Raw genomic sequence first — 25,523 nt, 5'->3', positions numbered from 1 at the left:
TGCTGCGTAGGAATTGAGATCGAACTGCAGGACGCGGAAAAGTTCCTTTGCGGAAGTCTGCGATGCATGACGAGCGTGGTCGTGTCGCGACGGTGGTCGGAGATCGAGAGTGGCGTCATTTCGGCGTGATGCAACACCCCACCCAACTGGAGACGGCGACCACCAGGCAGATCACGCCATGACGGAGATTGCCAAGACCGTGCCGATGCTGCTCTGGGCTGTTCGCGTCTTGCCAGATCCAGTCGAGGAAGATTGACGATCGGGAAACCCTGCCTTAGCCCATTACACTTGTTCTCCTTGCCTTAGGCGCCGAACCTCCAGTTGGTCAGAGCACGCCGCCAAGGAATTCCCCAACAGACCTGAGTCACGACCCAGATGTGGCCCTGTCGCCAGAAAACGCGCCGAAGTCACGGATTCGGCAGGTGATCAGATGCTGGCCCAGTATTCCAGAACCCAGTCCAGCCAGTGCCAATTCTTGAATTTATCACCCTTCTTTTCGACGTTCACATACCGATCCAAGCAGCTTCGAGACTGATGCCCTGAGGTCTTCATCACGAAATGGTCACGCTTTCCCTTCTCGAACAGGCGGCTGATACCTTCGTGCCGAAGATCGTGAAAACGCAGATCGTCAATCTTGACGCGCTGTCGGTGGCGTCGAAAAGCGGTGCCCACTGAACGCGGATTGTATGGGAAAATAAACTCTGACGTCCTGGGCATGGAAAGAATGATTTTCATGGCCTGAGGGGTAAGTTTCACCCAAACGTCGTTAGTTTTCTTTTTGCGGGGGTGCTTCATCTCCCGGACCAGAATCTTTCGATCAGTCACGTTTAGGTCACTCCAGCGAAGACGACAGATTTCACTGAGGCGGCGACAGGAGAAGATGGCGAACACACTTATCGTGATAATAGGTATCTTTTGCCTTTTGTTCGCAAGCACTGCGTCAAAGATCAGGTCGAGCTCATCGAGAGTGGGGCGCCGTTCACGCTCCTCGGACCGTGCCAAGATTTCATCGTGCCACAATACTTTCATGGCGCGAACGACGACATCGTATGGAACATCCTCGTCGCGTTCAGCTGCCCACTTCAAAGATGAAGCAAGCATTGTCATGTAGGTCGCCGCGGTTTGCGGCATCATTTCCAACTTGAGCAGGTCCTCTGCCGCGTTTTGGAACCACTTCAGGTCTATGGTAGACGCTGGCTCCTGACAGCGTGGGTGATTGATCCAAAATTCGAGATTTTGGGTTGCGGTCTTCTCGACGCTCCGCCCCTTGTCTTTCCTTTTTTGAATTAGATCGCAGACACGCGGTGCCGTTTTTGAGCCTTCTTCTTGCTTGGGAGCAAGTAAACCCAGTTGTATCTGGGCCAACGTGTCATCTCGCCACTTCTTGGCGTCCTTGAGGCTGGTGAACGTCTTGCTTATATTGATTGGACCACTGTCGGTCCTGCGACGGATTTGCACGCAGTATCTCGGGAGGCCGTCTTTCGGAGCGCGTGCCGAAATGAAGGGTTCGTCCGAACAGTCTTCTACTGTGGGCAAGTTATCCGCTTTGGTCGAAACTTGCGTCCGCTTGGTCTGTTTCGGCTTTCGCGAAGAGACGTTCTGGCTGGTCCCGGAGCTTTCGGTAGGTCGCGGCTGGGCGGGCAGTTCTGCGCGGAAGGCAAATGGAGAACCCGCTGCGCGGTCACGCGAGATTTGCTGGAGTAGATTCTTGGAGCTAACTTGGGTCGTGTGAGACATGACCGTCCCTTTCTTGTTGATCGTCGAGAACGTGGTGTCACTTCGATCTGGCCGGAAACCCTCCGAATGGGGTAAGTCGAGGCGCAGCCAGAATCAGGTGGTTCGCCTGACCCTGGCGGAGCTCTGGCTCGGACATGATTGACGGGATGGATGTTGCTACTCGGTAGCAAGCTGTCTTGGAAAACCCACGGAAACCGGAGAAAATCCCCGGGAATCACGAGAAATCTCGTTAGGTGGCCGCCTGCGCAGGTGGCGGTTAAGTATATGAAAATAAATGCAAAATATGCGTCAAGGCTTGCCGTGGCACCCATGATGGATTGGACGGACCGTCATTGCCGCTACCTGCACCGGCTGCTGTCGGCGCGGACCCTGCTTTATACCGAGATGGTGACCGCCCCCGCGCTGGTGCGCGGCGGGGCGCTGCACCTGCTGGAGTTCAACCCGGAGGAACACCCCGTGGCGCTGCAACTGGGCGGGTCGGAGCCGGAGGAACTGGCGCAGGCGGCGAAGCTGGGGGCCGAGGCGGGCTATGACGAGATCAACCTGAATTGCGGCTGCCCATCGGATCGGGTGCAGTCCGGCACCTTCGGCGCGGTGCTGATGCAGCACCCCGAACTGGTGGCTGATTGCGTTGCCGCCATGGCCGAGGCCCAGCCCGCCGAGGTGACGGTGAAATGCCGCATCGGCGTGGATGATCAGGACCCGGAGGCGGTGTTGCCCGACTTCCTGGAAAAGATCCGCGCCGCCGGCGTGCGCCGGGTGACGATCCATGCGCGCAAGGCCTGGCTTCAGGGCCTCAGCCCGAAGGAAAACCGGGACATCCCGCCGCTGGACTATGACCTGGTGCTGCGCATGCGCGCGGCTTTCCCCGATCTGCATGTCTCGATCAATGGCGGCATCGGCACGCTGGCGCAGGCCGAGGATCTGCTGGCCCAAGGGCTGGACGGGGTGATGATCGGCCGGGCGGCCTATCATGAGCCGGCCAATATCCTGTGCGAGGCCGACCGTCGTATCTATGGCGACGATCGGCCGCCCCTGACCCCCGAGGCGGCGGTGCGCGCCATGCTGCCCTACATCGAATGCCACGTCGCGGCCGGGGGCAAGCTGGCGCAGGTGACACGGCACATGCTGGGTCTCTTCCAGGGGCGCCCCGGGGCCCGTGCCTGGCGGCGGCACCTGTCGGAACACGGCCACCGCGCGGGGGCAGGCCCGGAAGTGGTCGAGGCGGCCATGGCGATGGTCGCGCCAGAAGGCGCGCAGGCATAGGGCGGCCGGACGGCGCGCAGGCCTGAGTGGGCGCAACTGCACAGGGGGCGCGGGCGGCTCTCAGGCCGCCGCGCGCTTCCTCAGTTTTCCGCGAAGAAGGCGATGGTGCGGGCGATCAAGGCGTCCAGTGCCTCGGTCTCCGTAAAGATGTTGAAACTGTGGTCCATCTCGTCGGTGTACTTCGCCTCCGGCCCGTCGTGGGCCTCCAGCAGCCGGTCGGCGGAGGCCGGGGTGACCAGCGTATCCTGGCTGCCCTGTGCGACCAGCAGCGGGCCGGGGTAGGCCGCGATTTCCGCCAGCGGGTCGTAGCTTCGGACCCCCTCGAAGAAGGCCGGTTTCAGGGCCACCTCGGCCCCCCAGGGGAGAGCGGTGGTGACCGGCGCGTCGGGGTCTTCGGCGGCCAAGGCGGTGTTGAACATGGTCTGGCCCAGCAGGCCGGTGTAGGTCGGCAGCGGATCGGCCACCGCGTTCCACAGCGCGACGGCGGCGACTCCTTCGCTGCGCCCGGCGGCGCCGGTGGCGACCAGGCCGCCCTGGCTCCAGCCCAGGAGGTAGATGGGCGCGAACCCCTCCTGCCGCAGCCAGGTCAGCGCGGTCTGCGCATCCTCGATCTGTCTCTCGAAGGTGGTGTCGGCATAGCTCATGGCGCCCACGCTATCGCCCGAGCCGCGAAAATCGATGCGCAGGCTGGCAAGGCCCGCCTCGGCCATCAGGCGGGCGCTGCGCGCAAAGACGCCCTCGTCGGTGCCGGGAATGGCCAGCTCGTCCCGGGTGCCGGTGAACCCGTGCAGCATCAGCACGGCGGGCAGGCTGCCCGTGGTCTCCTCGGGCGTCTCCAGCGTGGCGGCGATGTCCTGCACCGGGGCAGGCAGGGTCAGGGTGCGTTCCATGGCGAGACCGGGCTGGGCGAGCCCGAGCAGGGCAGCGTAGGACAGGGCGAGGGGGCGGATCATGACAGGTCTCCGTTCGGGGGCAAGGGCCGGCAGGGCCGGGACGCTTTCACCCTAGGGACGGGTCGAGACGGGGCAAGCCCGCCGGGCGCTGGCGGGGCCGCCAAAAGCCCCCGATGCCTGTCGCGCAGGCGAAGTGGCCGGTTCCCGCGCAGCCGGGGAAAAGGCGTGCAACAGGGCGCATTTTTGCCATTTTTGCCCCTATACGCCCTCCCTACATGCTGCGGCGCTGCCCCCTGGGCGTCGCAAGAGATAGCAGATGAGCGCTGTTCGGCGCGCGATTGTCATAGATTATAGACGGCTGTGGCGACAATTAATTTGAAAAGGCAAAATCGTTTCCTTTCGGCGGATTCTATGCCTGCGGCCCTAGGGTGGCCATATTCCCCTGCTTCTATGGTGCCAGCAAAGGGATCAAACCATGTTGGAGCTCATTTCGGTTGTCGCCCTGGCCGCCATCGGTGTGGCCTTCACCTCCTATCAGGGGGACCGCGAAAGCACGTCCATCGCCCGACGCTCGGCGGTGCAGGATGCGGAGGATCAGGCAGAGCCCGTGGGCATCTTCGGTCACGACGTGGGCCGACGCCTGCGCGACAGCATGCGGTTCTGGAACCGCAGCGAGGAAGATCAGCAGGCGCTGGATGAAGCCGAGGCCCTGGCCGCGCGCCTGTCTGCCACGCTGGAGCAGGATGATGAGACCGGCGATGAGGCGGAGGCCGCGCAGGAAGAGGTGCCGGCGGACCCCGACCGGACTGGCGCGCGGATCGAGGATGTCGTGCATCAGCAGGGCTGGGATAATGATGTGACCGACGGCGAGGTCGACGCGGTACTGGCGGCCGAACCGGACCTGACGGATGACGGCTACGAGGCGCCGCTGGAAGAGGCCTGGGCCTCCTCCCTCGGCACGTTGGTTGCGGAGATGGAGACGGGTGAGGAAGACGGTGCGCCGGTCGCCGGCGCGCAGGATGATCTGTTGCCGGAGGACCCGGAGCCGGAGGCCACGCCGGAGCCCCCCACCGAAGCCGCGGCGCGGGCGCCGCTGAACGCGCCGGTGATCCGCGACTTCGATCCCGAGCGTGACCAGATCGTGCTGGAATATCGCCCCGAGGACGCCGGCAATGGTCGTGTCGGCATCACCAGTGATGATCGCCACCCGGGGGCCGCGCTGATCACCCTGGGCGGCAAGGTCGTGGCCATCGTCGAGGGCGGCGAAGGGCAGGTGACCGCGGCCCATGTGGAACTCGTCCAGGAAAACACGCAGGACACCGCTGCGGCCTGACAGGCGGGATCGGATTTCAAGGCAGTTTAATCAACGACCGTGCGGATCCCGCGCGGTCGTTGTGCTGTCGGAGGTCAGGTCTCGCCCTGATCCGGCTTGCCTCGGCTTGCACCACGGCCCAGACGTCCCTGCCGTCCGCCGCGGCGCGAGGACACCAGGGGCCCACGCGCCGGAAGCTTGGCCATGATCGCCAGGCGCTCTTCCTCCGTCAGCCGCGACCAGGCGGCAATCTCCTCCCCCGTTCGCAGGCAGCCGGTGCAGAGCCGGGCCTCGGGGTGCATCACGCAGATGTTCACGCAGGGCGACGACACCGCCTCGCGCCGCCAGACGTTGCGGCCCCGGGGATCGTCGGCGCCGCCCGCCATCAGCCGTTCGCCTTCAGGTGGCGCAGCCGGTCCAGCGCCCCTTGCAGGATGTAGGAAGCGGCGACGTGGTCGATCACCTCGGCCCGGCGGCGGCGCGAGGTATCGGCCTCCAGCAGGGCGCGTTCGGCGGCCACGGTGGACAGGCGTTCGTCCCAGAAGCTGATCGGCAGCTCGGTCAGCCGGGTCAGGTTGCGCGCGAAGGCGCGGGTCGACTGGCAACGTGGCCCCTCGGTGCCGTCCATGTTGCGCGGCAGGCCCAGGACCAGCCCGCCGATGCCGCGCTTGGCGATGATCGCCAGCAGCGCCTCGGCATCGACGCCGAACTTCTTGCGCCGGATCGTCTCCAGCGGCGTGGCCACCGACAGGAAGCTGTCGGAGACGGCGACGCCGATGGTCTTGTCGCCCAGGTCCAGCCCGGCCAGGGCCTGCATCTGCGGCAGGGCCTCGGCAAACTCCGCGATATCCTCGTAGATCATTCAGCTGCTCCTGCGCTGCGGGCTGCCATCGCCAGGATCTGCAACGCCTCGGGGTCGGCGGCGAAGACCTGCTGCGCCTCCGCGTAGATTTCGGTGGCCTGGGCGGTTTCGCCCAGCACGCCGAGGGAGGAAATCAGCCGCGCCCATTCCTGGGCCGAACCGCCCTCGTTGGCCAGCCGCTCGCTGAGGCGCCCGACCATGCCGCGCACCATTTCCTGCCGACCTTCGTCGGACAGTTCGGCGGCGTTGTCGATGTCTTCCTGGGACGGGCCGGCCAGCGGCGCCAGGGGCGCGGCGGCGGGGGGGAGGCGATAGTCGTCCTCGCCTGCCAGGCTGGCGACGCGGGGCATCTGGGCGCGGATCAGCGGCACCCAGGGCGCATCGGCGGGCGAACTGCTCAGCAGACGATCCCAGAGGCGGAAGGCGATGTCGGGCCGCCCCGTGCGCGCCATCATCAGGCCGGAATAGTAGCTGGCGGTGCCGTTGCGCGGATCCAGCCGCAGCGCTTGCTGCAGGGCGGTGCCGGCCTCGGCGGAGATCTGGCCGCCGGCGGCGAGGATCAGCATGTCGGCGTAGTCGGCATAGTCCTGGCCGCTGGCCGAGGGGCCCGACAGGCGCAACAGTTCCGCCTGGGCGCGGGCGGCGGCGGCGAAGTTGCCCAGGGCGGCCTCGTTGCGCGCCAGAAGACGCTGACCACGTGGATCGTCGGGGCGCTCGGCCACGGCACTGCGCAGCTGCTCCATCAGCTGGACGAACTCCTCGGAGGGTTGCGCGGGCTCCATGTCGAGGGGCGTGGCATTCGCCTCCAGCTCCGCCTGGGCGGGCAGATCGCGCAGCATCTCCTGGGCGTCGGCGATGCGGCCCGCACGCGGCATGTCGCCGTAGCCCGGCGCGCCCAGGTCGTAATAGAGCCAGAGCGCCCCAAGGGTCACTGCCAGCGCAAGGCCAGCGGCGGCCAGGCGCGGCCCCTGGCCGCTGGTCCCGGCGCGGCCGGAGGCGCGGGCGGCCGCATCGGCGGCCAGCAGGCGGCGCGACACCTCGGTCCGGACCCGGTCGGCCTCTTCGGCGGGCAGGGCGCCGCGGGCTAGGTCGCGGTCCACCTCGGCCAGTTGGTCGCGGTAGATGCCAACGTCATAGGCCTCGGCCGGTTCTCCCTCGGGGCCACCCGCGAACATCCGGCGCGCCAGAAGCGCGGCGACGGCGAGGGAGATCAGGGTGGCAATGGTCCAGAAAAGCATCGGTTTCACCTGTGATGCGGCGCGTGTCGCCCCGGTCTATCGTGGCCGGCTGCGGCACAAAAGTCCCTTTCCGACCCGTTGTGCGCCCATGTCGCAAGCGTGGCGTATTGTGGCGGATTATGGCGGGGTTCTCCTGCGGAAGGCTCTAGGGTCTGGCCAAGGTACCCCCAGGGGTGCTGACCTGCGATTCACCTTAGATGAAAGTTGCGAGAGGCCGATGAGACGCTATTCCGCCTTTGCCATTGCCCGCGAAGCCGCCCGTTATCACACCGGCTGGGAACGCGCCTGGACCTCTCCGGTGCCGAAGAAGAAATACGACGTCATCATCGTCGGCGCCGGTGGCCACGGGCTGGCCACGGCCTATTACCTCGGCAAGAACTTCGGCATCACCAATGTCGCGGTGATCGAGAAGGGCTGGCTGGGCGGCGGCAACACCGGCCGCAACACCACCATCATCCGCTCCAACTACCTCGAAGACGACAGCGCGGCGCTTTTCGAGAAGGCCCGCTCGCTTTACGAGACCCTCAGCCAGGACCTGAATTACAACGTGATGTTCAGCCCCCGTGGCGTGCTGATGCTGGCCCAGACCGAGCATGAGGTGCGCGGCTGGAAACGCACTGCCCAGGCCAATGCCTATCAGGGCGTGGAGACCGAGTATGTCGATGCCAAGCGCGTCAAGGAACTCTGCCCGATCATGAACATCGACGGGCCGCGTTACCCGGTGCTGGGTGCCCTGTGGCAGGCCCGGGGCGGCACGGCGCGCCACGATGCCGTCGCCTGGGGCTATGCCCGGGCCTGTTCCGACATGGGCATGGACATCATCCAGAAATGCGAAGTGACCGGTGTCACCTCCGAAGGGGGCAAGGTTACGGGCGTGGAGACCACCAAGGGCGCCATCGGCTGTGACAAGCTGGGCATCGTGGTGGCGGGCCACTCGGGCGTGCTGGCCGAGATGGCGGGCTTCCGTCTGCCGGTCGAGTCGATGGCGCTGCAGGCCCTGGTCAGCGAGCCGATCAAGCCCTGCATGGACGTGGTCGTGATGGCCAATACCGTGCACGGCTACATGAGCCAGTCCGACAAGGGCGAGATGGTGATCGGCGGCGGCACCGACGGCTTCCTGAACTACACGCAGCGCGGGTCGTTCCACCATATCGAGGAAACCATCCGCGCGCTGATCGAAACCTTCCCGATGGTGTCGCGTCTGAAGATGCTGCGCCAGTGGGGCGGCATCGTGGACATGACCGGCGACCGTTCGCCTATCATCTCGCCCACGCCGCTTGGCAACTGCTTCATCAACTGTGGCTGGGGTACCGGCGGCTTCAAGGCGATCCCCGGTTCCGGCTGGGCCATGGCCGACATGATGGCCAAGGGCACCCCCGGGCCGCTAGCCAAGGGCTTTGGCATGGAACGCTTCCGCGAAGGCCGTTTCATCGACGAAAGCGTCGCCGCAGGCGTGGCGCACTGAGGCCCCCGATGCAGCGTCGTCTTTCTCCCTTCACGGCCCTGTCCGGTCGCCTATTCGGCGGCGACCGGCGCGGGGCTGGCGGTCAGCCGGGCCGCCTCGATCGCGCGCAGCGCGGCATGGCGGGTGTTGATCGGCGCGCCCATGGTCTCGCCCAGGGTGCAGGCCAGCTCGGGGCCGTTCACGCCCGCGGGCAGGGGGGCGATGCCGACGCAATGCAGACCGTCCTGAAGGGCCAGGGCGAAATCCGCGCCCAGGGGCAGACGGTTCAGGCGCTCGGCATGGCCGAACCCCAGCGGGCGCAGGCCGCCCAGCGGGTCACGTCCCATCAGGACGTAGAGGCCGGGGCTGTCGGGCAGATCCTCGATCTGGTCGAGAAGGGTGAAACCGACACGCGCCGGGGCCGCGAGGGCTGCCCCGCCGGTCGGGTCGAGCGGGAAGTCGATCGTCTCGGTCATGCTGCTCTGTCTCCGTCGCAGGTTGAACGTTCGCGGCGTTGTCCGACCAGCCTAGCACAAGGTCTTGTGGCTGCGTTAACGCCATCACGCTCTGAATGGTGGGGGACCGGGGATGCGCCCGATTCTGTGGCAGAACGCCGGGAATGCCGTTGCGGTTCCGTGGCTTCCGCGGGGGCGTCGCGTGGTGCGGCGGCGTGCGATCCGGACCACCACCGGGCAGATTGTCGCGGATCGGTCGTTTTTTCTCTCGGGTTTGTCTTCGGGGCACCCTTCGCCGGCGTCGGGAACCGCCGGGCCGCATGGGGCGTTCCTTCTTCGATAAACAGAAGAAGAAAGGACATCCCATGGCAGAGAAATCCGGTAAAAGCGGCCTCGCCTTCATCCTGGGCGCCGTCGTCGTCGTGCTGGCGGGCGTCGTCTGGTACATCTCGACTGGTGGCGAAGTCCCCGCGGCTGACGAACCCGAAATCCAGATCGACCTGCCTGACGGCGGCTGAGACCCCCGTTGCAGGTGACATGAACCGTGGCTGGACGCGCCCCGCGTCCGGCTGCCTGACCGCAGGCCGGCCGCATCATGCGCCCGGCCTTTTTGTCTGCGCGACCCCGGGGCTGCCCGCCCCGGATCTGAAAACTGGAGGCTGCGATGCTGCTGCTTGAATGTCCCTGTTGCGGCCAGCGGGGCGAAGAGACCGAGTTCCACTGCGGTGGCGAGGCCCATATCACCCGCGAAGGTCCCGGCGCCGATGATGCCGCCTTCGAGAACTACATGTTCGAGCGGGTGAACCCCAAGGGCGTGCATTTCGAACGCTGGCGCCATGTCCACGGCTGCGGCAAGTGGTTCCACGCCGCCCGCGACAGCGCCACGCTGGAAGTCTTCGGCACCTATGCGGCCGCCACGCACCGGCCGCCCGAAGAGCTGTTGGAAACCATCCGGGCCAAGCGCCCGGGTTTCAAGTGGCGCGAACTGGCATGAGCCGGACCGGAATTTCGACGAGCAAAGGAGCAGGGGCGCGATGAGCAGCAGGCTTGCACAGGGCGGTCGCCTGATCGACCGCGGCGCGATGCGCGAGTTCACCTTCAATGGCAAGCGCCTGAAGGGCTATGAAGGCGATACGCTCGCCTCGGCCCTGCTGGCCAACGACCAGGTGATGATGGGGCGCAGCTTCAAGTATCACCGGCCGCGCGGTGTCGTGGCCTCGGGCTCGGAAGAGCCCAATGCCCTGATGGGCATCGGCACGGGTGGCCGGTTCGAACCGAACCAGCGCGCCACCATGCAGGAGCTGTTCGACGGGTTGCAGGCCGAAAGCCAGAACCACTGGCCTAGCCTCGAATTCGACGTGGGGGCGATCAACGCGAAGATGTCGCGCTTCTTCCCCGCGGGCTTCTACTACAAGACCTTCCTCTGGCCGCGCAGCTTCTGGGAAAAGGTCTATGAGCCGATCGTGCGCCAGGCCGCGGGCCTGGGCAAGGCGCCGAAGGACAAGGACGCGGACAGCTACGAACACCTTTATGCCTTCGCGGACGTGCTGGTGGTCGGTGGCGGCGTCGCAGGCCTGACCGCCGCGCTGGAAGCGGGTCGGGCCGGGGCCAAGGTCCTGCTGCTGGAACAGACCGCGCATTGGGGCGGGCGGGCGCCCGTCGACGGCGGCAAGATCGCCGGCGAAGAGGCCGAAACCCACGTGGCCAACCTGGTCGCGGAGCTGGAGGCGATGCCCAATGTCACCCTGCGTCTGCGCTGCATGGGGGCCGGTGTCTATGACCACGGTTACGTCCTGGGCTATGAACGCCTGACGGACCACCTCAGCGACAAGTCGGGCCCCCGTCACCGGCTGTGGCGCATCCGCGCCTCGCAGATCGTGGTCGCAGGCGGCGCCATCGAACGGCCGCTGTCCTTCGCGGGCAACGACGTCCCCGGCGTCATGCTGGCCTCGGCCGTGCGCGACTACGCGGTGAACTACGGCGTGGCTCCGGGCGACCGGGTGGTCGTGGTCACCAACAACGACGACGCCTATCGCACCGCCCTGGCGATGAAGGCCGAAGGGCTGGAAGTGCCGGTGATCCTGGACGCCCGTGCCGCCGGCGGCGGTGCCCTGGCGGAACAGGCCCGCGCCGCGGGCATACGTGTCGAGGCCGGCAAGGCCGTGGCCAAGGTGCTGGGCTCCAAGCGCGTCACCGGGGTCGAGGTCTGCGCCCAGAACGGCAGCGGGTCCACCATCGAGACGGTGGCCTGTGACGTGGTCGCCATGTCGGGCGGCTGGTCGCCGATCGTGCACCTGTGGTCCCACTGCGGGGGCAAGCTGACCTGGGACGAGACGAACGCCATGTTCCGCCCCGATCCCGACAAGGCCCCCACGGGCGCTGATGGCAAGGGCTTCGTGCTCTGCGCCGGCAGCTCCAACGGGGCGCTGCTGCTGTCGGAGGTGATCGCCGATGCCGGGCGCGCCGGTCTGGCGGCTGCCGAGGCCGCGGGCTTCGAGGCGCCGGTGGCGCAAAGCTGGCAGGTGGACGAACTGTCCGAGATCCCGCTGGCCGCCGTCTGGCTGATGCCCGCGGGCGCGAGCTATGACAAACGCTCCAAAACCTGGCTCGACTACCAGAACGACGTGAAGGTCTCCGACATCCAGCTGGCCGCCCAGGAGGGCTATGAAAGCGTCGAACATGCGAAGCGCTATACCACGCTGGGCATGGCGACCGACCAGGGGAAACTTAGCAACATCAACGGCCTGGCGATCCTCTCGGCCAGCCTGGGGGAGGCGATCCCGCAGGTCGGCACCACCACCTTCCGTCCGCCTTACACGCCCGTCTCGATGGGCGCGCTGGCCGGGCAGGGCCGGGGCGAGACCTTCCAGCCGCTGCGCCGCACCCCGATCCACGACTGGCACGAAAGCCATGGCGTGCAGTGGGAGCCGGTCGGCCACTGGCGCCGTCCCTTCTGCTTCCCCAAAGCGGGTGAAAGCACCCACGACGCGGTGAACCGCGAGGTGCTGACGGTGCGCGAAAAGGTCGGGCTGCTGGACGCCTCGACCCTGGGCAAGCTGGTGGTGAAGGGGCCGGATGCGGGCAAGTTCCTGGATCTGCTCTACACCAACATGATGTCCAACCTGAAACCGGGCCGCTGCCGTTACGGGCTGATGTGCAACGAGAACGGGTTCCTGATCGACGACGGCGTGGTCGCCCGGATCGACGAGAACACCTTCCTGTGCCACACCACCACCGGCGGCGCCGACACCATCCATGCCCACATGGAGGAATGGCTGCAGACCGAATGGTGGGACCTGCAGGTGCATGTGGCCAACGTGACCGAGCAATACGGCCAGATCGCCGTGGTCGGCCCGATGGCGCGGCAACTGCTGGAGGTGCTGGGCACGCCCGAGATCTCCAAGGAAGAGCTGCCCTTCATGGCCTGGGCCGACCGGGTCGTGGGCGGCATCCCCTGCCGGATCTACCGGATCAGCTTCTCTGGCGAGCTCAGCTACGAGATCTCCGTGCCCGCCGGTCAGGCCCGCGCCCTGTGGGAGGCCCTCTATGAGGCCGGCCACGGCTTTGGCGTGGCGCCCTATGGCACCGAGGCGCTGCACATCCTGCGCGCCGAGAAGGGCTTCATCATGATCGGGGATGAAACCGACGGGACGGTGATCCCGCAGGACCTGAACCTCGACTGGGCGATCTCGAAGAAGAAGGACGACTTCATCGGCAAGCGGGGCCAGCAGCGGCAGCATCTGGCGCTGAACCCCGACCGCTGGAAGCTCGTCGGGCTGGAGGTCGCTGATGGCGCGGTGCTGGAGGACGGCGCCTACATCCTGGACGCGGGCGACAACGACAAGGGTCAGCGCAACATGCAGGGGCGGATCACCTCCACCTACTATTCGCCGACGCTGAAGAAGGGCATCGCCATGGCGTTGCTGAAGGGCGGCATGAGCCGCGCCGGAGAGACCGTCGAGGTCACGCGCCTGGGCACCACCCCGGTGGCGGCCAAGGTCGTCGAGCCGGTGTTCTACGACAAGGACGGGGAGAAGCAGAATGTCTGATCTTTCGGGACCCACGCCGGTTCTGGCGCTTGGCGGCGCGGCCTTCGACGGCTACGTCCGCGTGGCGGAGGAACCCCTGCGCGCCATGTTCACCCTGCGCGGCGACCTGTCGGCCAAGGCGTTGAAGAACGCCGCCACGGGGCTGGCGGCGGTCGACATGCCGGGGCAGGGGCAGGTGGCGCTGAACGGCGAGCACTGCATCGCCTGGATGTCGCCGGACGAGCTGCTGGTGATGACCCCCTGGGACGAACACGCCAAGGCGCTTGGCCAGCTCGATGCGACGCTGACCGACCCGGCGTTGAACTACACCGATGTCAGCCAGGCGCGCGCGCTCTTCTCGCTTTCGGGCCCCGATGGGCTGGTGCGTGAGGTGGCGGCAAAACTGGCCCCGGTGGACCTGTCGCCCGCGGCCTTCCCGGCGGGCAGCTTCCGCCGGTCGCGCATCGGGCAGGTCTCGGCGGCGATTTGGATGCCGGCGCCCGGCCGGATCGAGGTGGTCTGCTTCCGCTCGGTGGCCGATTACGTCTTCACCCTGCTGCGCGACGCGGCGCGGCCCGGCAGCGAGGTCGGTCTTTTCGGCTGATTTTCGTGCCGTTCGCGGGCGCATGGAATTTCGAAGGGGCGGCGCGACCGCCCCTTTTTTCGTGCTCTCAAAGGGTTATTCGGCGCCGCCCATGTTTCCAAACAGGCCGATGTGCGCGAAAGCACCGGGATAATCCCTTGACGTTCCGCCCCTTCGGATAACATCTAGGCGCAGAAGTTAAACCAATTCCAGGAAAGGGGGCCCTCCCATGGCTTTTGAACTTCCCGATCTTCCCTATGCCCACGACGCGCTTGAATCGCTCGGCATGTCCAAGGAGACGCTGGAGTACCACCACGACATCCACCACAAGGCCTATGTCGACAACGGCAACAAGGCCATTGCCGGCACCGAGTGGGAAGGCAAGTCCGTCGAAGAGATCATCAAGGGCACCTACGACGCCAATGCCGTCGCCCAGAATGGCATCTTCAACAACGCCTCGCAGTTCTGGAACCACAACCAGTTCTGGGAAATGATGGGCCCGGAACAGACCGGCATGCCCGGCGAGCTGGAGAAGGCCATCGTCGAGAGCTTCGGTTCGGTCGACAAGTTCAAGGAAGATTTCTCCGCCGCAGGCGCGGGCCAGTTCGGCTCCGGCTGGTGCTGGCTGGTAAAGGACACCGACGGTTCGCTGAAGGTCACCAAGACCGAGAACGGCGTGAACCCGCTGTGCTTCGGCCAGACCGCCCTGCTGGGCTGCGACGTGTGGGAACACTCCTACTACATCGACTTCCGCAACAAGCGCCCCGCCTACCTGTCGAACTTCCTCGACAAGCTGGTGAACTGGGAAAACGTCGCCTCGCGCATGTAATCGCGTGACGCGGCGCGGGCCCTGCGCGGCCCGCCCTTTCAGACGCCCCCGGCCGGAAACGGTGCGGGGGCGTCTTGCGTTTCGGACCTCTGCGCCGGCGGGCCTGAGCTTGCCGCGTTGCGGCAAGGAACCTCTTCTAATCTCATGCGTTTTTCTCGTGAACCCGCCCGGTCGACGGGCGGACTACCGAAGGAGGACATCATGGCAGAGCGTGCAAGATCCAAGGATATGAGCCGCGACACCGAAGAGGTTCTGGGCGTCGCCCCGGAAGAGATGGAAGAGGCCCCCGAGGCCCAGGGTCGCAAGGGCGGCGAGATCCAGCGCAAGGTCGGCACCCGGGACGAGGAAAAGCGCGTCAGCGGCAATGCCACCGGCGCAACCCGTCCCCTGGCCCAGGATCAGGATGGCAGCGGCGACAAGGAGAAGGTGTGATGACCACAGCCGAGGTGAGCGAACTTCCCCATGACGCCTGGGTCCTGGTGGCCGATGGCGAAAAGGCCCTGTTCCTGCGCAACGTGACCGACGGCGAGGATCCCTTCCTCGAAGTGGTGCGCAAGAAGGAACAGGAAAACCCCAGCGACTACGACCAGTCCGCCAACCGTCCGGGCCGGATGCACGACACCGGCGTCGGCCAGCGGTCCGCGGTGGATGACACCGACTGGCATGAGCTGGCCAAGGAGCGCTTTGCCGATGAACTGGCCGAGATGCTCTACAAGCGGGCGCATCGCGGTGACTTCGGCAAGATCGTCCTGGTGGCACCGCCCAAGGTGCTTGGCGAGCTGCGCAAGAAGATCCACCAGGAGGTGGCAAAGAAGGTCATCGGCGAGGTGCCGAAGACCCTGACCAACCATCCTGTGGATGAGATCGAAGACCAGGTGAAGGCCGATCTGGCCGAGGCCTGACCTCCGCTCTCACGACTTTACGCCGCCGGCGCGCTGACGCGCCCGGCGGCGTTCTGCGTCGTTAAGGGGGTGTCAGACCTGATCGAAGTGACGCGCCAGGCTGTCGATGGCGCCATCGGCGTCCTCGACCACCCGGACCGAGTGCAGCATCGCCGGATCGGCGAACCCCTGGGCGGCCATTTGTTCCAGCATGGCGATCAGGGGCGACCAGTAGCCGCCGACGTTCAGCAGGACGATGGGTTTCTGGTGCAGCCCCAACTGGCGCCAGGTCAGCACCTCGAAGAACTCGTCCAGCGTGCCGGCGCCGCCGGGCATGACCACGGCGGCATCGCAATTCATAAACATGACCTTCTTGCGCTCGTGCATGGTCTGGGTGACCACCAGGCGCGACAGGTCGCTGCGTTCGCGTTCCACGCCCAGAAGGTGCTGGGGGATCACGCCGAACAAATCCGCCCCGTTCTCGCGCGCAGTGCGGGCCACTTCGCCCATCAGGCCGACGTCGCCGGCGCCGTAGACCAGGCGCCACTCCATCTCCGCCAGGCGGCGTCCCAGCTGCCCTGCCTGGTGCAGATAGGCAGGCTCCAGCCCCGGACGTGAGCCACAATAGACACAGATGGATGCTTTCGTCATGCCGGATCCTCCCGCGGGTGTTGTGCTTTTGACCGGTGTAGTCCGTGTTGATATATGGTCTCAACCTCTTCCTGAGAGGTAAACAAAGGTCATTTTCGGGGGGATTTGACGTGAAGTTGGGGAAATATGGTGGCACTTCCGCCCTGACGGGCGGCGCGGTGGTCGTGGTGGCCGTCGCCGTTGCCATCTGGCAGGGCTGGTTCGACCTGGACAGTGGGTCCGGTCCGCGCGCAGGCGATGTGACGGCGCCGGAGCAGGCTTCCGTCTCCGAAACGGCGGGGTCGGATACAGCATCCAAGCCCGAGGCCGGAACGCCGTCCACGCCGCCAGCCGAGACCGCCGAAGCCCTCGCGGAGACCCCGGATCCCACCACCCAGGACGATGCCGAGGCCGAGATCGCGCCACCGCGGTTCGACGTGGTGCGCGTCGATCCCGACGGCACGACGCTGGTGGCCGGCGTGGCCGCTCCCCTCTGGTCGGTGGCCGTGCTGGTCGATGGCACAGCCTTGGAAACGCTGGAGGCCGGCAATGACGGCCAGTTCGTGACCTTCCTCGACCTGGGCCGGTCCGACCTGCCCCGCGTGCTGAGCCTGCGCATGACCAGCCCGGAGGGCGACGCGGAAATCCTGTCCGACGCCGAGGTGATCCTGGCGCCCAGCCCGGCAGAGCCGGGGCCACAGGTGGCCGCGGCACAGCCCCTGGCCGAGGAGCCCGCCGGGGCCGGAGAGACGACAGTTTCCGCCACGCCCGAGGCGCTGGCCGCCGCGCCTGTTGCGGAGGGCGGCTCGATGGCCGCCGGCCCGTCCGGCACGCCTGACACCCCCGCTGCCCTGACCGCGACCGATGGCACCGCCAGCCCGGAGGCGCCGCAGACCGCGCCCGCCGGGGGCGCCGCGCCCTCTGCCGGAGATGTCGCGGCGGCCGTGGTCACGGGCGCCGTGGATGGGGCAGGGGAGGCCATGGCCTCTGTGGCAGATGCTGCCGGGACCCTGGCCGAGGGCGCCGCCGCAGCCCCCGCCGCCGCGCCGACCGTGCTGTTGTCGGATGCCGACGGCGTGCGCGTGCTGCAGAAACCGGGCGCGCCCGAGGTTCTGGACAATGTCGCGCTGGATTCCATTTCCTACAACGCCGGCGGCGACGTGGTCCTCTCGGGGCGCGGAACGCCCGGCGCCTTCGTGCGGATCTACCTGGACGATACGCCCATCACCTCCTCGCGCATCGCCGAGGATGGCAACTGGCGCAGCGAACTGCCCAACGTTGACACCGGGATCTACCGCCTGCGGGTGGATGAGGTCGACGAGGCCGGCACGGTCCTGAGCCGCGTGGAAACCCCCTTCAAGCGCGAGGCGTCGGAGACGGTGGCCGAGGCGCTTGAGGCCAGCCCGGTGACCCAGGTGACGGTGCAGCCAGGCAATACGCTCTGGGCGATCGCGCGGGAGAATTACGGCGACGGGATCCTCTACGTCCGGGTCTTCGAGGCCAACCGCGCCCTGATCCGGGATCCCGACCTGATCTACCCGGGCCAGGTCTTCACCGTGCCGCAATCCGACTGAGGCGCCTCAGGGCAGCTGCAACCCGGTGTCGCGGCTTTCGGTCGCGGCCTCGGCCCGGCGCTGGCAGCAGGCGCTGACCTGCGGGTCGCCCCGGCAGCAATCGTTCAGCAGATAATGGATCAACCCGCCCATGGCGGCGCGATCCACGGTATAGAGCACCTGGCGCCCGCGGCGCTCGGCGCGGATCAGCCCGGCCTGCTCCAGGGCGTTGAGGTGAAAGGACAATCTCGAGGCGGTGACCGACACGGCGCGGGCGATCTCCCCCGCCGGCACGCCGTCCGGCGTTGCGGCCGGCGCGGCCTCGGCCTGACGCTTGCACGCGGGCGTGCGCCCATGTTCGACCAACAGCCGCACGATCTGCAGCCGGGTTTCATTGGCAAGCGCCGAAAGCGCGTCGAGGGCCTGGGCCTGGAGCATCAATTCAATTACTCATGAAGTGTTGAACTATCCCGGAGGTAAGGTATATGACCGCGCGGGGCAAGCCCCCGTCGCGCCCGTCCGGATCGTCGGCGGCGCCTGTCCGACCGCCGAAACGTCAGTGAGATCCCCATGAGCCTGCGCAACAAGCCCACCACCTCCACGGAATTGCCCGACAACCCGGGGCGGATCCTGATGCGGGTGGCGCCCTACCTCTGGCCGCGCGAACACGCCTGGGTGAAACGCCGCGTCGTGGTGGCGCTGGTGGTGCTGGTCATCGCCAAGCTGGTGACCGTGGGCACGCCGTTTCTCTACAAGGCCGCCGTGGACAGCCTGGCGGGGGAGGGCGACAGCGCGGGCTGGCTGATGGCCTATGGCGCCATCGGTCTGACCGTGGCCTATGGCGTGGCGCGGGCCGGGGCCGTGGGGTTCCAGCAGCTGCGCGACGTGGTCTTCGCCCGGGTGGGCCAGCGGGCCCTGCGCCAACTGGCGCTGGAAACCTTCACCCATATCCACCGCCTGTCCATGCGCTATCACCTGACGCGCAAGACCGGCGGGCTGAGCCGGATCATGGAACGCGGGGTGAAGGGGGTCGAGTTCCTGCTGCGCTTCATGCTCTTTTCCATCGGGCCGCTGATCCTGGAGCTGATCATGGTCTCGGTCGTCCTCGCCGTGGTCTTCGACCTCAGCTACGTGGCGGTCGTGGCGGTGGTGATCGGCCTTTACATCCTCTTCACCTTCAAGGTGACGGAGTGGCGTGTGACCCTGCGCCGGCAGATGAACGAACAGGACACGGATGCCAACCAGAAGGCCATCGACAGCCTGCTGAACTTCGAGACGGTGAAATATTTCGGCGCCGAGGCGCGCGAGGCGCGGCGGTATGACGCCGCCATGGCGGGTTATGAGACAGCGGCGGTGAAGACGCAGAACTCGCTGGCCTTCCTGAACTTCGGCCAGTCCGTGCTGATCACTGCCGGGCTGATCGGGGTGATGGTCATGGCGGCCATCGGCGTCGAACAGGGCCGGCTGAGCGTGGGCGATTTCGTCATGGTCAACAGCTACATCATCCAGATCTCCATGCCGCTGAACATGCTGGGTACGGTCTATCGCGAGATCCGGCAGAGCCTGGTGGACATGGGCGAGATGTTCCAGCTGCTGGACCAGCCGGCGGAGGTGCAGGACGCCCGCGACGCGCGGCGGCTGGACGTGCAGGGCGGCGAGGTCGTCTTCGACGACGTGCGCTTCGCCTATGACCCCGAGCGGGAGATCCTGAAAGGCGTGTCGATCCGCGTGGCCCCGGGTCAGAAGGTGGCCCTTGTGGGCTCCTCCGGGTCGGGCAAATCGACCATCGGGCGGCTGCTGTTCCGGTTCTACGACGTCACCGGCGGGGCGATCCGCATCGACGGCCAGGACCTGCGCCATGTCACCCAGGACAGCCTGCATGACGCCATCGGCGTGGTGCCCCAGGACACGGTGCTGTTCAACGACACGGTGGGCTACAATATCGCCTATGGCCGCGACGGTGCCAGCTTCGAGGAGATCGTGCAGGCGGCGCGCGCCGCGCAGATCCACGACTTCATCATGTCCCTGCCCGAAGGCTACGAGACCAGGGTGGGCGAACGCGGGCTGAAGCTCTCGGGTGGCGAGAAACAGCGCGTGGGCATCGCCCGCACCCTGTTGAAGAACCCGCCGGTGCTGCTGCTGGACGAGGCAACCTCGGCCCTGGACACCGACACCGAACGCGAGATCCAGGCGGCGCTGAATCGCGCGGGCGAGGGGCGCACGGTGCTGACCATCGCGCACCGGCTGTCGACCATTGCCGACGCCGATCGCATCGTCGTGCTGGAAAAGGGCGAGGTCGTCGAGGAAGGCACCCATGCCGACCTGCTGGCCCGCCAGGGCCGCTACGCCGCGCTCTGGGCGCGCCAGTCCGCCGAGGCCGACGAGGCGGCCTGATCCCGGACGGGCGGGCAACGGCCTGGTGACCGATGCCTCCGGCGGGATATGTCTGGCAAAGAGAAGTCAGGGGCGTGGCGCACCGCCCCCCGGCGGCCCTCGCTGACACCCGGGCCACAAGGGCGCGCGCGGCGGCCTGCGCACTCTTCTTCATTCCATAGGTTGGCTGAAAATACTCCGGGGGAGGCTCCGGCACGGAGACGGGGGCAGCGCCCCCGCCACCGTCGCCCTCATTCCGCGGCGTTGAGCGGCGAGACCCGCGGCGCGGCCGGGGCCCTGGGATCGCTTTCCAGCGGCCAGAGGATCTCGGGTGCCTTCAGACGGCGCGCGGCGCGGTTCAGCGCCCAGTCGCGGGCGGCGCGGCTGGAACTGCCCTGGGACAGCTTCGCCAGCAGACGCGCGATCCAGGTGACATAGGTGGTGGCCCAGACCCGCAGCGCCAGCATCGAGGGGGTGAAGACCAGCGTCAGCATGGTGGCGATGCCGAGGCCGAAGACCACCGCTGTTGCCAGCTGTTTCCACCACAGCGCCGTCGGGCTGTCGATGGCATAGCCGCCGGCCCAGAAGTCCAGCGACAGGCCCAGCATCATCGGCGCCAGGCCCGCCATGGTGGTGACTGTGGTCAGCAGGACGGGGCGGATGCGGTCCTCGGCGGTGCGGATCACCGCCTCGATCCGGGGCATGTAGGCAGCATATTCCTGGTAGGTGTCGATCAGCACGATGTTGTTGTTCACCACGATCCCCGCCAGCGCCACGATGCCGGTGCCGGTCATGATGATCGAAAACGCCTGGTCCATGACCAGCATCCCGATCAGCACGCCCGCCGTCGACAGCACCACAGCCAGCAGCACCAGCACGGCGTTGTAGAAGGAATTGAACTGCGCCAGCAGGATGATGAACATCAGCGCCAGCGCCGCCGAGAAGGCGGTCATCAGGAAGGTCTGGCTTTCCTGCTGGTCCTCCTGGTCGCCGGTCCATTCGGTGCTGACCGAGGCGGGCAGGTCCGCGCCTTCATCGAGCCAGCTTTGCAGCGTCGCGATCCGCTCGGCCGGGGTCACGGGCACCTGGGTCGGCTCCCCCGTGCGAGGATCGGTACCGTCGGTCATCAGCCCCGGCGCCACGGCGGCCTTCACGTCGAAGTAGCGCGTGCCGTCCACCCGCTTGATCTGCGCCAGCTTGGCCACTGGCGTCCGGGTAATGAAATTCGTCAGCGGCACAAGCCCCTGGGCGGTGCGCACCTTCAGCGTGTCCAGCGTCGCCAGCACCCGGTCGGCCTCTGGCAGGCGGACACGGATCGAGATCTCCTCGTCCGAGCTGTCGACCGGCATCGTGTCCAGCTCCAGCCCCTGGGTGATCAGCTGCACCATGGCACCCACCGTGGCCACGTTGGCGCCATAGCGCCCGGCCTTTTCGACATCGACGTCGATCTGCCAGTCGATGCCGGGCAGAGGCAGGGTGTCCTCGACCAGGGTCAGGCCGCGCGTGTCCTCGAATTGCTCGCGCACGCGGGCGGTGGCCGTGCGCAGCTCGTCCCAGTTGTCGCCCATCAGGCGCAAGTGCACGGGCTTGGCCGAGGCAGGACCCATGTTGGCCGAGAGGATCTCGATCTTGATACCGGGGATGCGCTCGGTCGCCTCGGTCAGGTCGGCGATCACCAGGTCGCCGTCCAGATCCGGGCGGTCGCGGCGGTCTTCCCAGGGCACGATCTCCAGCTGGATCTGACCGATTGTGTCGAGCGGCGGTTCCGCACCGCCGGTGTTGGTCGACAGCCCGCCGTCCCCGGCGAAGGCGAAGGCGTTCAGCACGCCGGGATGGGCCAGCACGATCTCCTCCGCCTCCCGCACCAGGGCGTCCTTCTGCGCCAGCGACAGGTTGCCCCGGGCGCGGACATAGACGATGGCCTGCTCCGGCTCGCTTTCGGTGAAGAACTCCGTCCCGTTGTTGTTGGCGCCGTAGTAGCCGAAGACCGACACGACGAAGGCGATGACGGCGGCGATGGTGACCAGCGGCATGATCGGATTGGCGGTAATCGCCCAGATCACGTAGCCGAAGAGGCTGCGCCGGTTACCCGCCCGCAGGCGGCGCCGGCGGTGGATTCGGGCCGCGCCAAGGGTGATCGAGGCGGCGAAGCTGGCGGCGAGGAACAGCGCCGCGCCGGGCAGGGCCGCCGCTGCACCGGGTAGGGGGGCAGGCCCGAAATAGCCCGGGTTCAGCACCAGCATGGCGCCCAGGTACATCCCCAGGAGGGCGATCGGCACCAGGGCCGCACGCAGCACCCAGGGCAGCCGCGCCCGCAGCGCGTCCGAGCTGTTGGCGAAGACGCGGGAAATGCGCCCCGTGACGCCCCCCATCACCGGCAGGTAAATCAGCGCCACCACCAGCGAGGCGGCCAGCACGAAGATCAAGGTCACGGGCAGCATCCCCATGAACTCCCCCGGGACGCCGGGCCAGAAGAGCATGGGCAGGAAGGCGCAAAGCGTCGTGGCGGTGGAGCTGACCACGGGCCAGAACATCCGCTTGGCGGCCTCCACATAGGCGCGCATCGGCCCAACGCCGTCCGAAATTCGCTTGTCGGCATATTCCACCACCACGATGGCGCCGTCGACCAGCATCCCCACGGCCAGGATCAGGCCGAACATCACGATATTGGAAATGGTGATGTCCATCAGACCCAGCAGGACGAAGCACAGCAGGAAGGAGGTGGGGATGGCGAAACCGACCAACAGGGCGGGGCGGGGGCCGAGGGCTGCCAGCACCACGATCATCACCAGAGCGATGGCGGTCAGCACCGAGCCTTCGAGCTGATCCACCATCGAGCCCACCACGCGGCTCTGGTCGTTCGAGGTGCCCACGTTGACGGCGGCGCGCAGCTCGGGCGGCCAGTTGGCGGCGGCCTCGGCCACCACGGCCTTCACCTCCTCGGCGGTGTCGATGATGTTGAAGCCCTTCCGCTTCACCACCTGCAGGGCCACGGTCGTCTCGCCGTTGAACCGCGCCGTGCCCTCGCGATCCTCGAAGGTCATGCGGATCGTCGCCAGCTCGCCCAGGGTGACCACCCGGTCGCCGTTCATCTTCACCGGCAGGGCGTAGATGTCGCGCACGTCGTCGAAACTGCCGGGGATCTTGACCGAGAAGGTGCCCGCCTCGCTGTCGACTTCGCCGGCGGCGATCAGCTGGTTGTTGTTCTGCACGACCGAGATCAGCTCATCCGCCGTGACGTTGTAGCTTTCCAGGCGCAGCGGGTCGATCAGCACCTCGACCATCTCGTCGCGCTTGCCGGCGATGCCAGCCTCCAGCACTGCCTCGATGCCTTCCACCCGGTCCTGCAGGTCCTCGGCCACCCGGGCCATGGTGCGTTCGGGCACGTCGCCGGTCAGGTTGACGATGATGATCGGAAATTCGGAAAAGTTGATCTCGTTGACCGAGTAGCTGTCATAGCCCTCGGGAAACTTCGCCTCGGCCCGGCCCATGGCATCGCGGACCTCCGCCATGGTCTCGGTCTTGTTCCAGCCGAACTCGAACTCCAGCGCCAGGCCGGCATAGCCCTCGGCCGCCGTCGCCGTCATCTGCTTCAGCCCATCGAGGTCCGACAGCTCCGTCTCCATCGGCTTGACCAGCAGGGTCTCGCTGTCCTCGGCCGAGATGCCGCGGAAGGGGACGGAGACGAAGAGTGCCGGGATCTCGATGTCCGGCTCGCCTTCCTTGGGCAGGGAGACATAGGCGAACCCGCCCGACAGCAGCGACAGCGCGATGAAGGCCAGGATCATGCGGGCGCGCGCGGCGGCCCAGTCGACGATGCCGGTCATTGCGTGGCCTCCGCCGGGCTCTCGAAGCTGGCGATCACCGGCACGCCGGCGATGACGTATTCCTGGCCGATGACGATCACGTCGGCCTCCTCGGGCAGGCCGGTCAGCCAGATGCCCTCCACCTGGTCGCGCAGGACGGCCACGGGGGCGAACTCGGTCAGGCCCTCGGCACCTACCAGGCGCACGCCCAGGGTGCCCTCGTCGTTCAGGGTCAGCGCGGATTGCGGCAGGAAATGCGCCAGCACACCTTCGGCCTCGATGGCGATGGCGGCGGTCTGGCCCTCGCGGATGGCCAGTTCGGGGTTCGGCACCGAGATCTCGACCTTGAAGGTGCGGGTGGTGGCATCGGCCGACCGCGACAGGAAGGTGACCTGTCCCATGACCTCGCGCCCCGAGGCGGTCAGCCGGGCGCCGGCGGGTGCGCCGATCTCGACCCGTTCGACCTCCGTTTCCGGCAGGTAGCCGGTCAGCCGGATCGGATCAAGCGCGATCACCGTGGCGCAGTGACCGCCCACGGACAGGAAGGCGCCCAGCTCGGCGGTGTCATCCTCCAGGATCCCGGCGAAGGGGGCGTGGATCTGCAGCCGCTCGATCTCCTTCTCGGCGGCGGCGACGGCGGCCTGGGCCGATTGCAGCCCCGCATCGGTCGAGGTCAGCCCGGCTTCGGCGGCAGCCACGCCCGCCTCGGCGGCGCGCACGGCGGCGCGGCGCGCGGCCAGGGTGGTGGTGGAGGCAAAGCCCCCTTCCGACAGTTTCTCGGAGGCAGTCAGGTTGATCTGCGCCTCCTCCAGCCGGGCCTCGGCCTCGGCCAGGGTGGCGGCGGCGGTGGGTTTCGCGGCCTCGGCCTCCGCCAGGCGGGCGCGGGCCTCGGCCAGGGCGGTCTCACGCGTGCCGGGGTCCAGTTCGCACAGCAGCTGGCCCGCCTCAATCAGGCTGCCGCGGGGCAGGGGCGCGGACATCACGGTGGAGGCGGTTTCCGACAGCAGGGTCACCCGGCGCGCCGCCTCGGTCTGGCCGCGCAGGCGCACGGCGCTGTCGACCATCTGCGCGGTGGACTGGCGGGCCACCACGCGCACGGCCCGGGTCTCCGCGTCTGGGGCGACCGTTGGCGCGGCCTCTGCCTCATCGCTCGTGTCGGCGTCCTCGGGCGTCTCATCCACGGTGCCGAGGGCAACCTGCACCGCCTCCGACGGCTCGGCCTCGCCCCGCGCCACGGCCAGGGCCTGGTCGATCCCTTCGCCGTAGGCAAAGGTCAGCAGGGCGGGGCGTTGCAGCAGCACGAGGTAGAGGGCGCAAACCACCAGGATCGCGGAGAGGATGGACAGGAGGCGCATGATGATACCCGAGGCGTTGCGTTACACTGTGATACTCTATGATCGCCTTAGAGACGGCAGCGTATGATGCAAGAAAAACGCCCCTGCGGCGCCGACCTCTGCTGCAAGCCTGCTGCCATCGGGGATTCAAGGCAACATCTTTCCCAAGGGCCCTCACCTGAAGAGGGGTGCGGCATGGGCGCGCGCGGCGGCTGAAAGGCCCCGCGGCGGGAGCGGAGTGCGCAGCCCCGCGCCGTCCCCCATGCGCGCCCTTGGCACGCCCGGGGGGACGGGGTAAG

Annotated in this window: 22 protein-coding genes; 12 read left to right on the top strand and 10 right to left on the bottom strand. The window is 67.1% G+C overall.

Translation table 11 applies throughout. The features are described from left to right. Positions 1 to 426: 426 nt before the first annotated feature. Entirely contained in the window at positions 427 to 1,737 is a 1,311-nt protein-coding gene (locus LC066_RS03915) for a site-specific integrase (RefSeq protein WP_224896612.1), read from the bottom strand. Positions 1,738 to 2,001: 264 nt separating this feature from the next. On the opposite strand from LC066_RS03915, the gene dusA reads away from it, so the two are divergent. Then, positions 2,002 to 3,003, top strand: a complete 1,002-nt coding sequence (gene dusA, locus LC066_RS03910; RefSeq protein ID WP_224896611.1) for a tRNA dihydrouridine(20/20a) synthase DusA — start codon at positions 2,002 to 2,004, stop codon at positions 3,001 to 3,003. 80 nt (positions 3,004 to 3,083) lie between these two features. On the opposite strand, the gene LC066_RS03905 is transcribed toward dusA, so the two are convergent. Next, positions 3,084 to 3,956, bottom strand: a complete 873-nt coding sequence (locus tag LC066_RS03905) for an alpha/beta hydrolase family protein (protein WP_224896610.1) — start codon at positions 3,954 to 3,956, stop codon at positions 3,084 to 3,086. A gap of 415 nt (positions 3,957 to 4,371) precedes the next feature. Between LC066_RS03905 and LC066_RS03900 the strand changes: the two genes are divergently transcribed. After that, positions 4,372 to 5,229 carry a hypothetical protein gene (locus LC066_RS03900; RefSeq protein ID WP_224896609.1) on the top strand — a complete coding sequence of 286 codons (858 nt, stop codon included), beginning with the start codon at positions 4,372 to 4,374 and terminating at the stop codon, positions 5,227 to 5,229. A 74-nt stretch (positions 5,230 to 5,303) separates the two neighbouring features. Here the strand turns inward: LC066_RS03900 and LC066_RS03895 are convergent, their stop codons facing one another. Genes LC066_RS03895 through ccmI form a run of 3 tightly spaced genes read right to left on the bottom strand, consistent with a single transcriptional unit; the run spans position 5,304 to position 7,308 of the window. Further along, positions 5,304 to 5,594 carry a DUF1289 domain-containing protein gene (locus LC066_RS03895; RefSeq protein ID WP_224896608.1) on the bottom strand — a complete coding sequence of 97 codons (291 nt, stop codon included), beginning with the start codon at positions 5,592 to 5,594 and terminating at the stop codon, positions 5,304 to 5,306. After that, complete coding sequence (gene ruvX, locus LC066_RS03890; RefSeq protein WP_224896607.1) at positions 5,594 to 6,070, bottom strand: Holliday junction resolvase RuvX; 477 nt, start codon at positions 6,068 to 6,070, stop codon at positions 5,594 to 5,596. Before ruvX ends, LC066_RS03895 begins: the two co-directional genes overlap by 1 nt. After that, a complete protein-coding gene (ccmI, locus tag LC066_RS03885) occupies positions 6,067 to 7,308 on the bottom strand; it encodes a c-type cytochrome biogenesis protein CcmI (RefSeq protein WP_224896731.1) in 1,242 nt (413 codons plus the stop codon). Before ccmI ends, ruvX begins: the two co-directional genes overlap by 4 nt. A gap of 217 nt (positions 7,309 to 7,525) precedes the next feature. Here ccmI and LC066_RS03880 point away from each other — a divergent pair, with 217 nt between their 5' ends. Then, a complete protein-coding gene (locus tag LC066_RS03880) occupies positions 7,526 to 8,773 on the top strand; it encodes a sarcosine oxidase subunit beta family protein (protein WP_222474773.1) in 1,248 nt (415 codons plus the stop codon). A 50-nt stretch (positions 8,774 to 8,823) separates the two neighbouring features. Here the strand turns inward: LC066_RS03880 and LC066_RS03875 are convergent, their stop codons facing one another. After that, a complete protein-coding gene (locus LC066_RS03875; RefSeq protein ID WP_222474772.1) occupies positions 8,824 to 9,228 on the bottom strand; it encodes a hypothetical protein in 405 nt (134 codons plus the stop codon). 344 nt (positions 9,229 to 9,572) lie between these two features. On the opposite strand from LC066_RS03875, the gene LC066_RS03870 reads away from it, so the two are divergent. The 7 genes from LC066_RS03870 to LC066_RS03840 all read left to right on the top strand — a co-directional run bounded on the left by LC066_RS03870 (position 9,573) and on the right by LC066_RS03840 (position 15,549). Then, entirely contained in the window at positions 9,573 to 9,725 is a 153-nt protein-coding gene (locus LC066_RS03870) for a hypothetical protein (RefSeq protein WP_198431949.1), read from the top strand. Positions 9,726 to 9,871: 146 nt separating this feature from the next. Beyond that, a complete protein-coding gene (locus LC066_RS03865; protein WP_222474771.1) occupies positions 9,872 to 10,201 on the top strand; it encodes a sarcosine oxidase subunit delta in 330 nt (109 codons plus the stop codon). Between the two features lie 40 nt (positions 10,202 to 10,241). Then, positions 10,242 to 13,256: a sarcosine oxidase subunit alpha family protein gene (locus LC066_RS03860; protein WP_224896606.1), complete on the top strand. Its 3,015-nt coding sequence runs from the start codon at positions 10,242 to 10,244 to the stop codon at positions 13,254 to 13,256. After that, complete coding sequence (locus tag LC066_RS03855; RefSeq protein WP_224896605.1) at positions 13,249 to 13,839, top strand: sarcosine oxidase subunit gamma; 591 nt, start codon at positions 13,249 to 13,251, stop codon at positions 13,837 to 13,839. Before LC066_RS03860 ends, LC066_RS03855 begins: the two co-directional genes overlap by 8 nt. 208 nt (positions 13,840 to 14,047) lie before the next feature. Further along, on the top strand, positions 14,048 to 14,647 hold the full coding sequence (locus LC066_RS03850; RefSeq protein WP_222474769.1) for a superoxide dismutase: 600 nt from the start codon (positions 14,048 to 14,050) through the stop codon (positions 14,645 to 14,647). A 201-nt stretch (positions 14,648 to 14,848) separates the two neighbouring features. After that, complete coding sequence (locus LC066_RS03845; RefSeq protein ID WP_222474768.1) at positions 14,849 to 15,079, top strand: hypothetical protein; 231 nt, start codon at positions 14,849 to 14,851, stop codon at positions 15,077 to 15,079. Next, complete coding sequence (locus LC066_RS03840; protein WP_263624951.1) at positions 15,079 to 15,549, top strand: host attachment family protein; 471 nt, start codon at positions 15,079 to 15,081, stop codon at positions 15,547 to 15,549. The genes LC066_RS03845 and LC066_RS03840 overlap by 1 nt, the downstream gene beginning before the upstream one ends. A gap of 72 nt (positions 15,550 to 15,621) precedes the next feature. Here LC066_RS03840 and LC066_RS03835 read toward each other — a convergent pair whose 3' ends face one another. After that, a complete protein-coding gene (locus tag LC066_RS03835) occupies positions 15,622 to 16,179 on the bottom strand; it encodes a TIGR00730 family Rossman fold protein (protein ID WP_222474766.1) in 558 nt (185 codons plus the stop codon). A 110-nt stretch (positions 16,180 to 16,289) separates the two neighbouring features. Between LC066_RS03835 and LC066_RS03830 the strand changes: the two genes are divergently transcribed. Next, positions 16,290 to 17,732, top strand: a complete 1,443-nt coding sequence (locus tag LC066_RS03830) for a LysM peptidoglycan-binding domain-containing protein (protein WP_224896604.1) — start codon at positions 16,290 to 16,292, stop codon at positions 17,730 to 17,732. A gap of 6 nt (positions 17,733 to 17,738) precedes the next feature. On the opposite strand, the gene LC066_RS03825 is transcribed toward LC066_RS03830, so the two are convergent. Further along, the gene (locus LC066_RS03825) at positions 17,739 to 18,149 is read right to left on the bottom strand and encodes an ArsR/SmtB family transcription factor (protein WP_224896603.1); all 411 of its coding nucleotides are present in this window, start codon (positions 18,147 to 18,149) and stop codon (positions 17,739 to 17,741) included. A 132-nt stretch (positions 18,150 to 18,281) separates the two neighbouring features. On the opposite strand from LC066_RS03825, the gene LC066_RS03820 reads away from it, so the two are divergent. After that, positions 18,282 to 20,105 carry an ABCB family ABC transporter ATP-binding protein/permease gene (locus LC066_RS03820; RefSeq protein WP_222474763.1) on the top strand — a complete coding sequence of 608 codons (1,824 nt, stop codon included), beginning with the start codon at positions 18,282 to 18,284 and terminating at the stop codon, positions 20,103 to 20,105. Between the two features lie 230 nt (positions 20,106 to 20,335). On the opposite strand, the gene LC066_RS03815 is transcribed toward LC066_RS03820, so the two are convergent. Next, positions 20,336 to 23,911 (bottom strand): efflux RND transporter permease subunit, encoded by a 3,576-nt coding sequence (locus LC066_RS03815; protein ID WP_224896602.1) that lies wholly within the window; start codon positions 23,909 to 23,911, stop codon positions 20,336 to 20,338. Then, the gene (locus LC066_RS03810; protein WP_224896601.1) at positions 23,908 to 25,245 is read right to left on the bottom strand and encodes an efflux RND transporter periplasmic adaptor subunit; all 1,338 of its coding nucleotides are present in this window, start codon (positions 25,243 to 25,245) and stop codon (positions 23,908 to 23,910) included. Before LC066_RS03810 ends, LC066_RS03815 begins: the two co-directional genes overlap by 4 nt. Positions 25,246 to 25,523: the final 278 nt, after the last annotated feature.

The organism is Pseudooceanicola marinus, from assembly GCF_020177265.1.
Classification (GTDB): Bacteria; Pseudomonadota; Alphaproteobacteria; order Rhodobacterales; family Rhodobacteraceae; genus Pseudooceanicola; species Pseudooceanicola marinus_A.
The sequence above is the reverse complement of the archived record's forward strand: the minus strand, read 5'-3'. Positions and strand labels throughout refer to the sequence as shown.

What these genes read in the sequence shown, in the direction of transcription:
- LC066_RS03915 (WP_224896612.1), bottom strand. Translation starts at nt 1,737, where the DNA reads ATGTCTCACACGACCCAAGTTAGCTCCAAGAATCTACTCCAGCAAATC.
- dusA (WP_224896611.1), top strand. Translation starts at nt 2,002, where the DNA reads ATGAAAATAAATGCAAAATATGCGTCAAGGCTTGCCGTGGCACCCATG.
- LC066_RS03905 (WP_224896610.1), bottom strand. Translation starts at nt 3,956, where the DNA reads ATGATCCGCCCCCTCGCCCTGTCCTACGCTGCCCTGCTCGGGCTCGCC.
- LC066_RS03900 (WP_224896609.1), top strand. Translation starts at nt 4,372, where the DNA reads ATGTTGGAGCTCATTTCGGTTGTCGCCCTGGCCGCCATCGGTGTGGCC.
- LC066_RS03895 (WP_224896608.1), bottom strand. Translation starts at nt 5,594, where the DNA reads ATGGCGGGCGGCGCCGACGATCCCCGGGGCCGCAACGTCTGGCGGCGC.
- ruvX (WP_224896607.1), bottom strand. Translation starts at nt 6,070, where the DNA reads ATGATCTACGAGGATATCGCGGAGTTTGCCGAGGCCCTGCCGCAGATG.
- ccmI (WP_224896731.1), bottom strand. Translation starts at nt 7,308, where the DNA reads ATGCTTTTCTGGACCATTGCCACCCTGATCTCCCTCGCCGTCGCCGCG.
- LC066_RS03880 (WP_222474773.1), top strand. Translation starts at nt 7,526, where the DNA reads ATGAGACGCTATTCCGCCTTTGCCATTGCCCGCGAAGCCGCCCGTTAT.
- LC066_RS03875 (WP_222474772.1), bottom strand. Translation starts at nt 9,228, where the DNA reads ATGACCGAGACGATCGACTTCCCGCTCGACCCGACCGGCGGGGCAGCC.
- LC066_RS03870 (WP_198431949.1), top strand. Translation starts at nt 9,573, where the DNA reads ATGGCAGAGAAATCCGGTAAAAGCGGCCTCGCCTTCATCCTGGGCGCC.
- LC066_RS03865 (WP_222474771.1), top strand. Translation starts at nt 9,872, where the DNA reads ATGCTGCTGCTTGAATGTCCCTGTTGCGGCCAGCGGGGCGAAGAGACC.
- LC066_RS03860 (WP_224896606.1), top strand. Translation starts at nt 10,242, where the DNA reads ATGAGCAGCAGGCTTGCACAGGGCGGTCGCCTGATCGACCGCGGCGCG.
- LC066_RS03855 (WP_224896605.1), top strand. Translation starts at nt 13,249, where the DNA reads ATGTCTGATCTTTCGGGACCCACGCCGGTTCTGGCGCTTGGCGGCGCG.
- LC066_RS03850 (WP_222474769.1), top strand. Translation starts at nt 14,048, where the DNA reads ATGGCTTTTGAACTTCCCGATCTTCCCTATGCCCACGACGCGCTTGAA.
- LC066_RS03845 (WP_222474768.1), top strand. Translation starts at nt 14,849, where the DNA reads ATGGCAGAGCGTGCAAGATCCAAGGATATGAGCCGCGACACCGAAGAG.
- LC066_RS03840 (WP_263624951.1), top strand. Translation starts at nt 15,079, where the DNA reads ATGACCACAGCCGAGGTGAGCGAACTTCCCCATGACGCCTGGGTCCTG.
- LC066_RS03835 (WP_222474766.1), bottom strand. Translation starts at nt 16,179, where the DNA reads ATGACGAAAGCATCCATCTGTGTCTATTGTGGCTCACGTCCGGGGCTG.
- LC066_RS03825 (WP_224896603.1), bottom strand. Translation starts at nt 18,149, where the DNA reads ATGCTCCAGGCCCAGGCCCTCGACGCGCTTTCGGCGCTTGCCAATGAA.
- LC066_RS03820 (WP_222474763.1), top strand. Translation starts at nt 18,282, where the DNA reads ATGAGCCTGCGCAACAAGCCCACCACCTCCACGGAATTGCCCGACAAC.
- LC066_RS03815 (WP_224896602.1), bottom strand. Translation starts at nt 23,911, where the DNA reads ATGACCGGCATCGTCGACTGGGCCGCCGCGCGCGCCCGCATGATCCTG.
- LC066_RS03810 (WP_224896601.1), bottom strand. Translation starts at nt 25,245, where the DNA reads ATGCGCCTCCTGTCCATCCTCTCCGCGATCCTGGTGGTTTGCGCCCTC.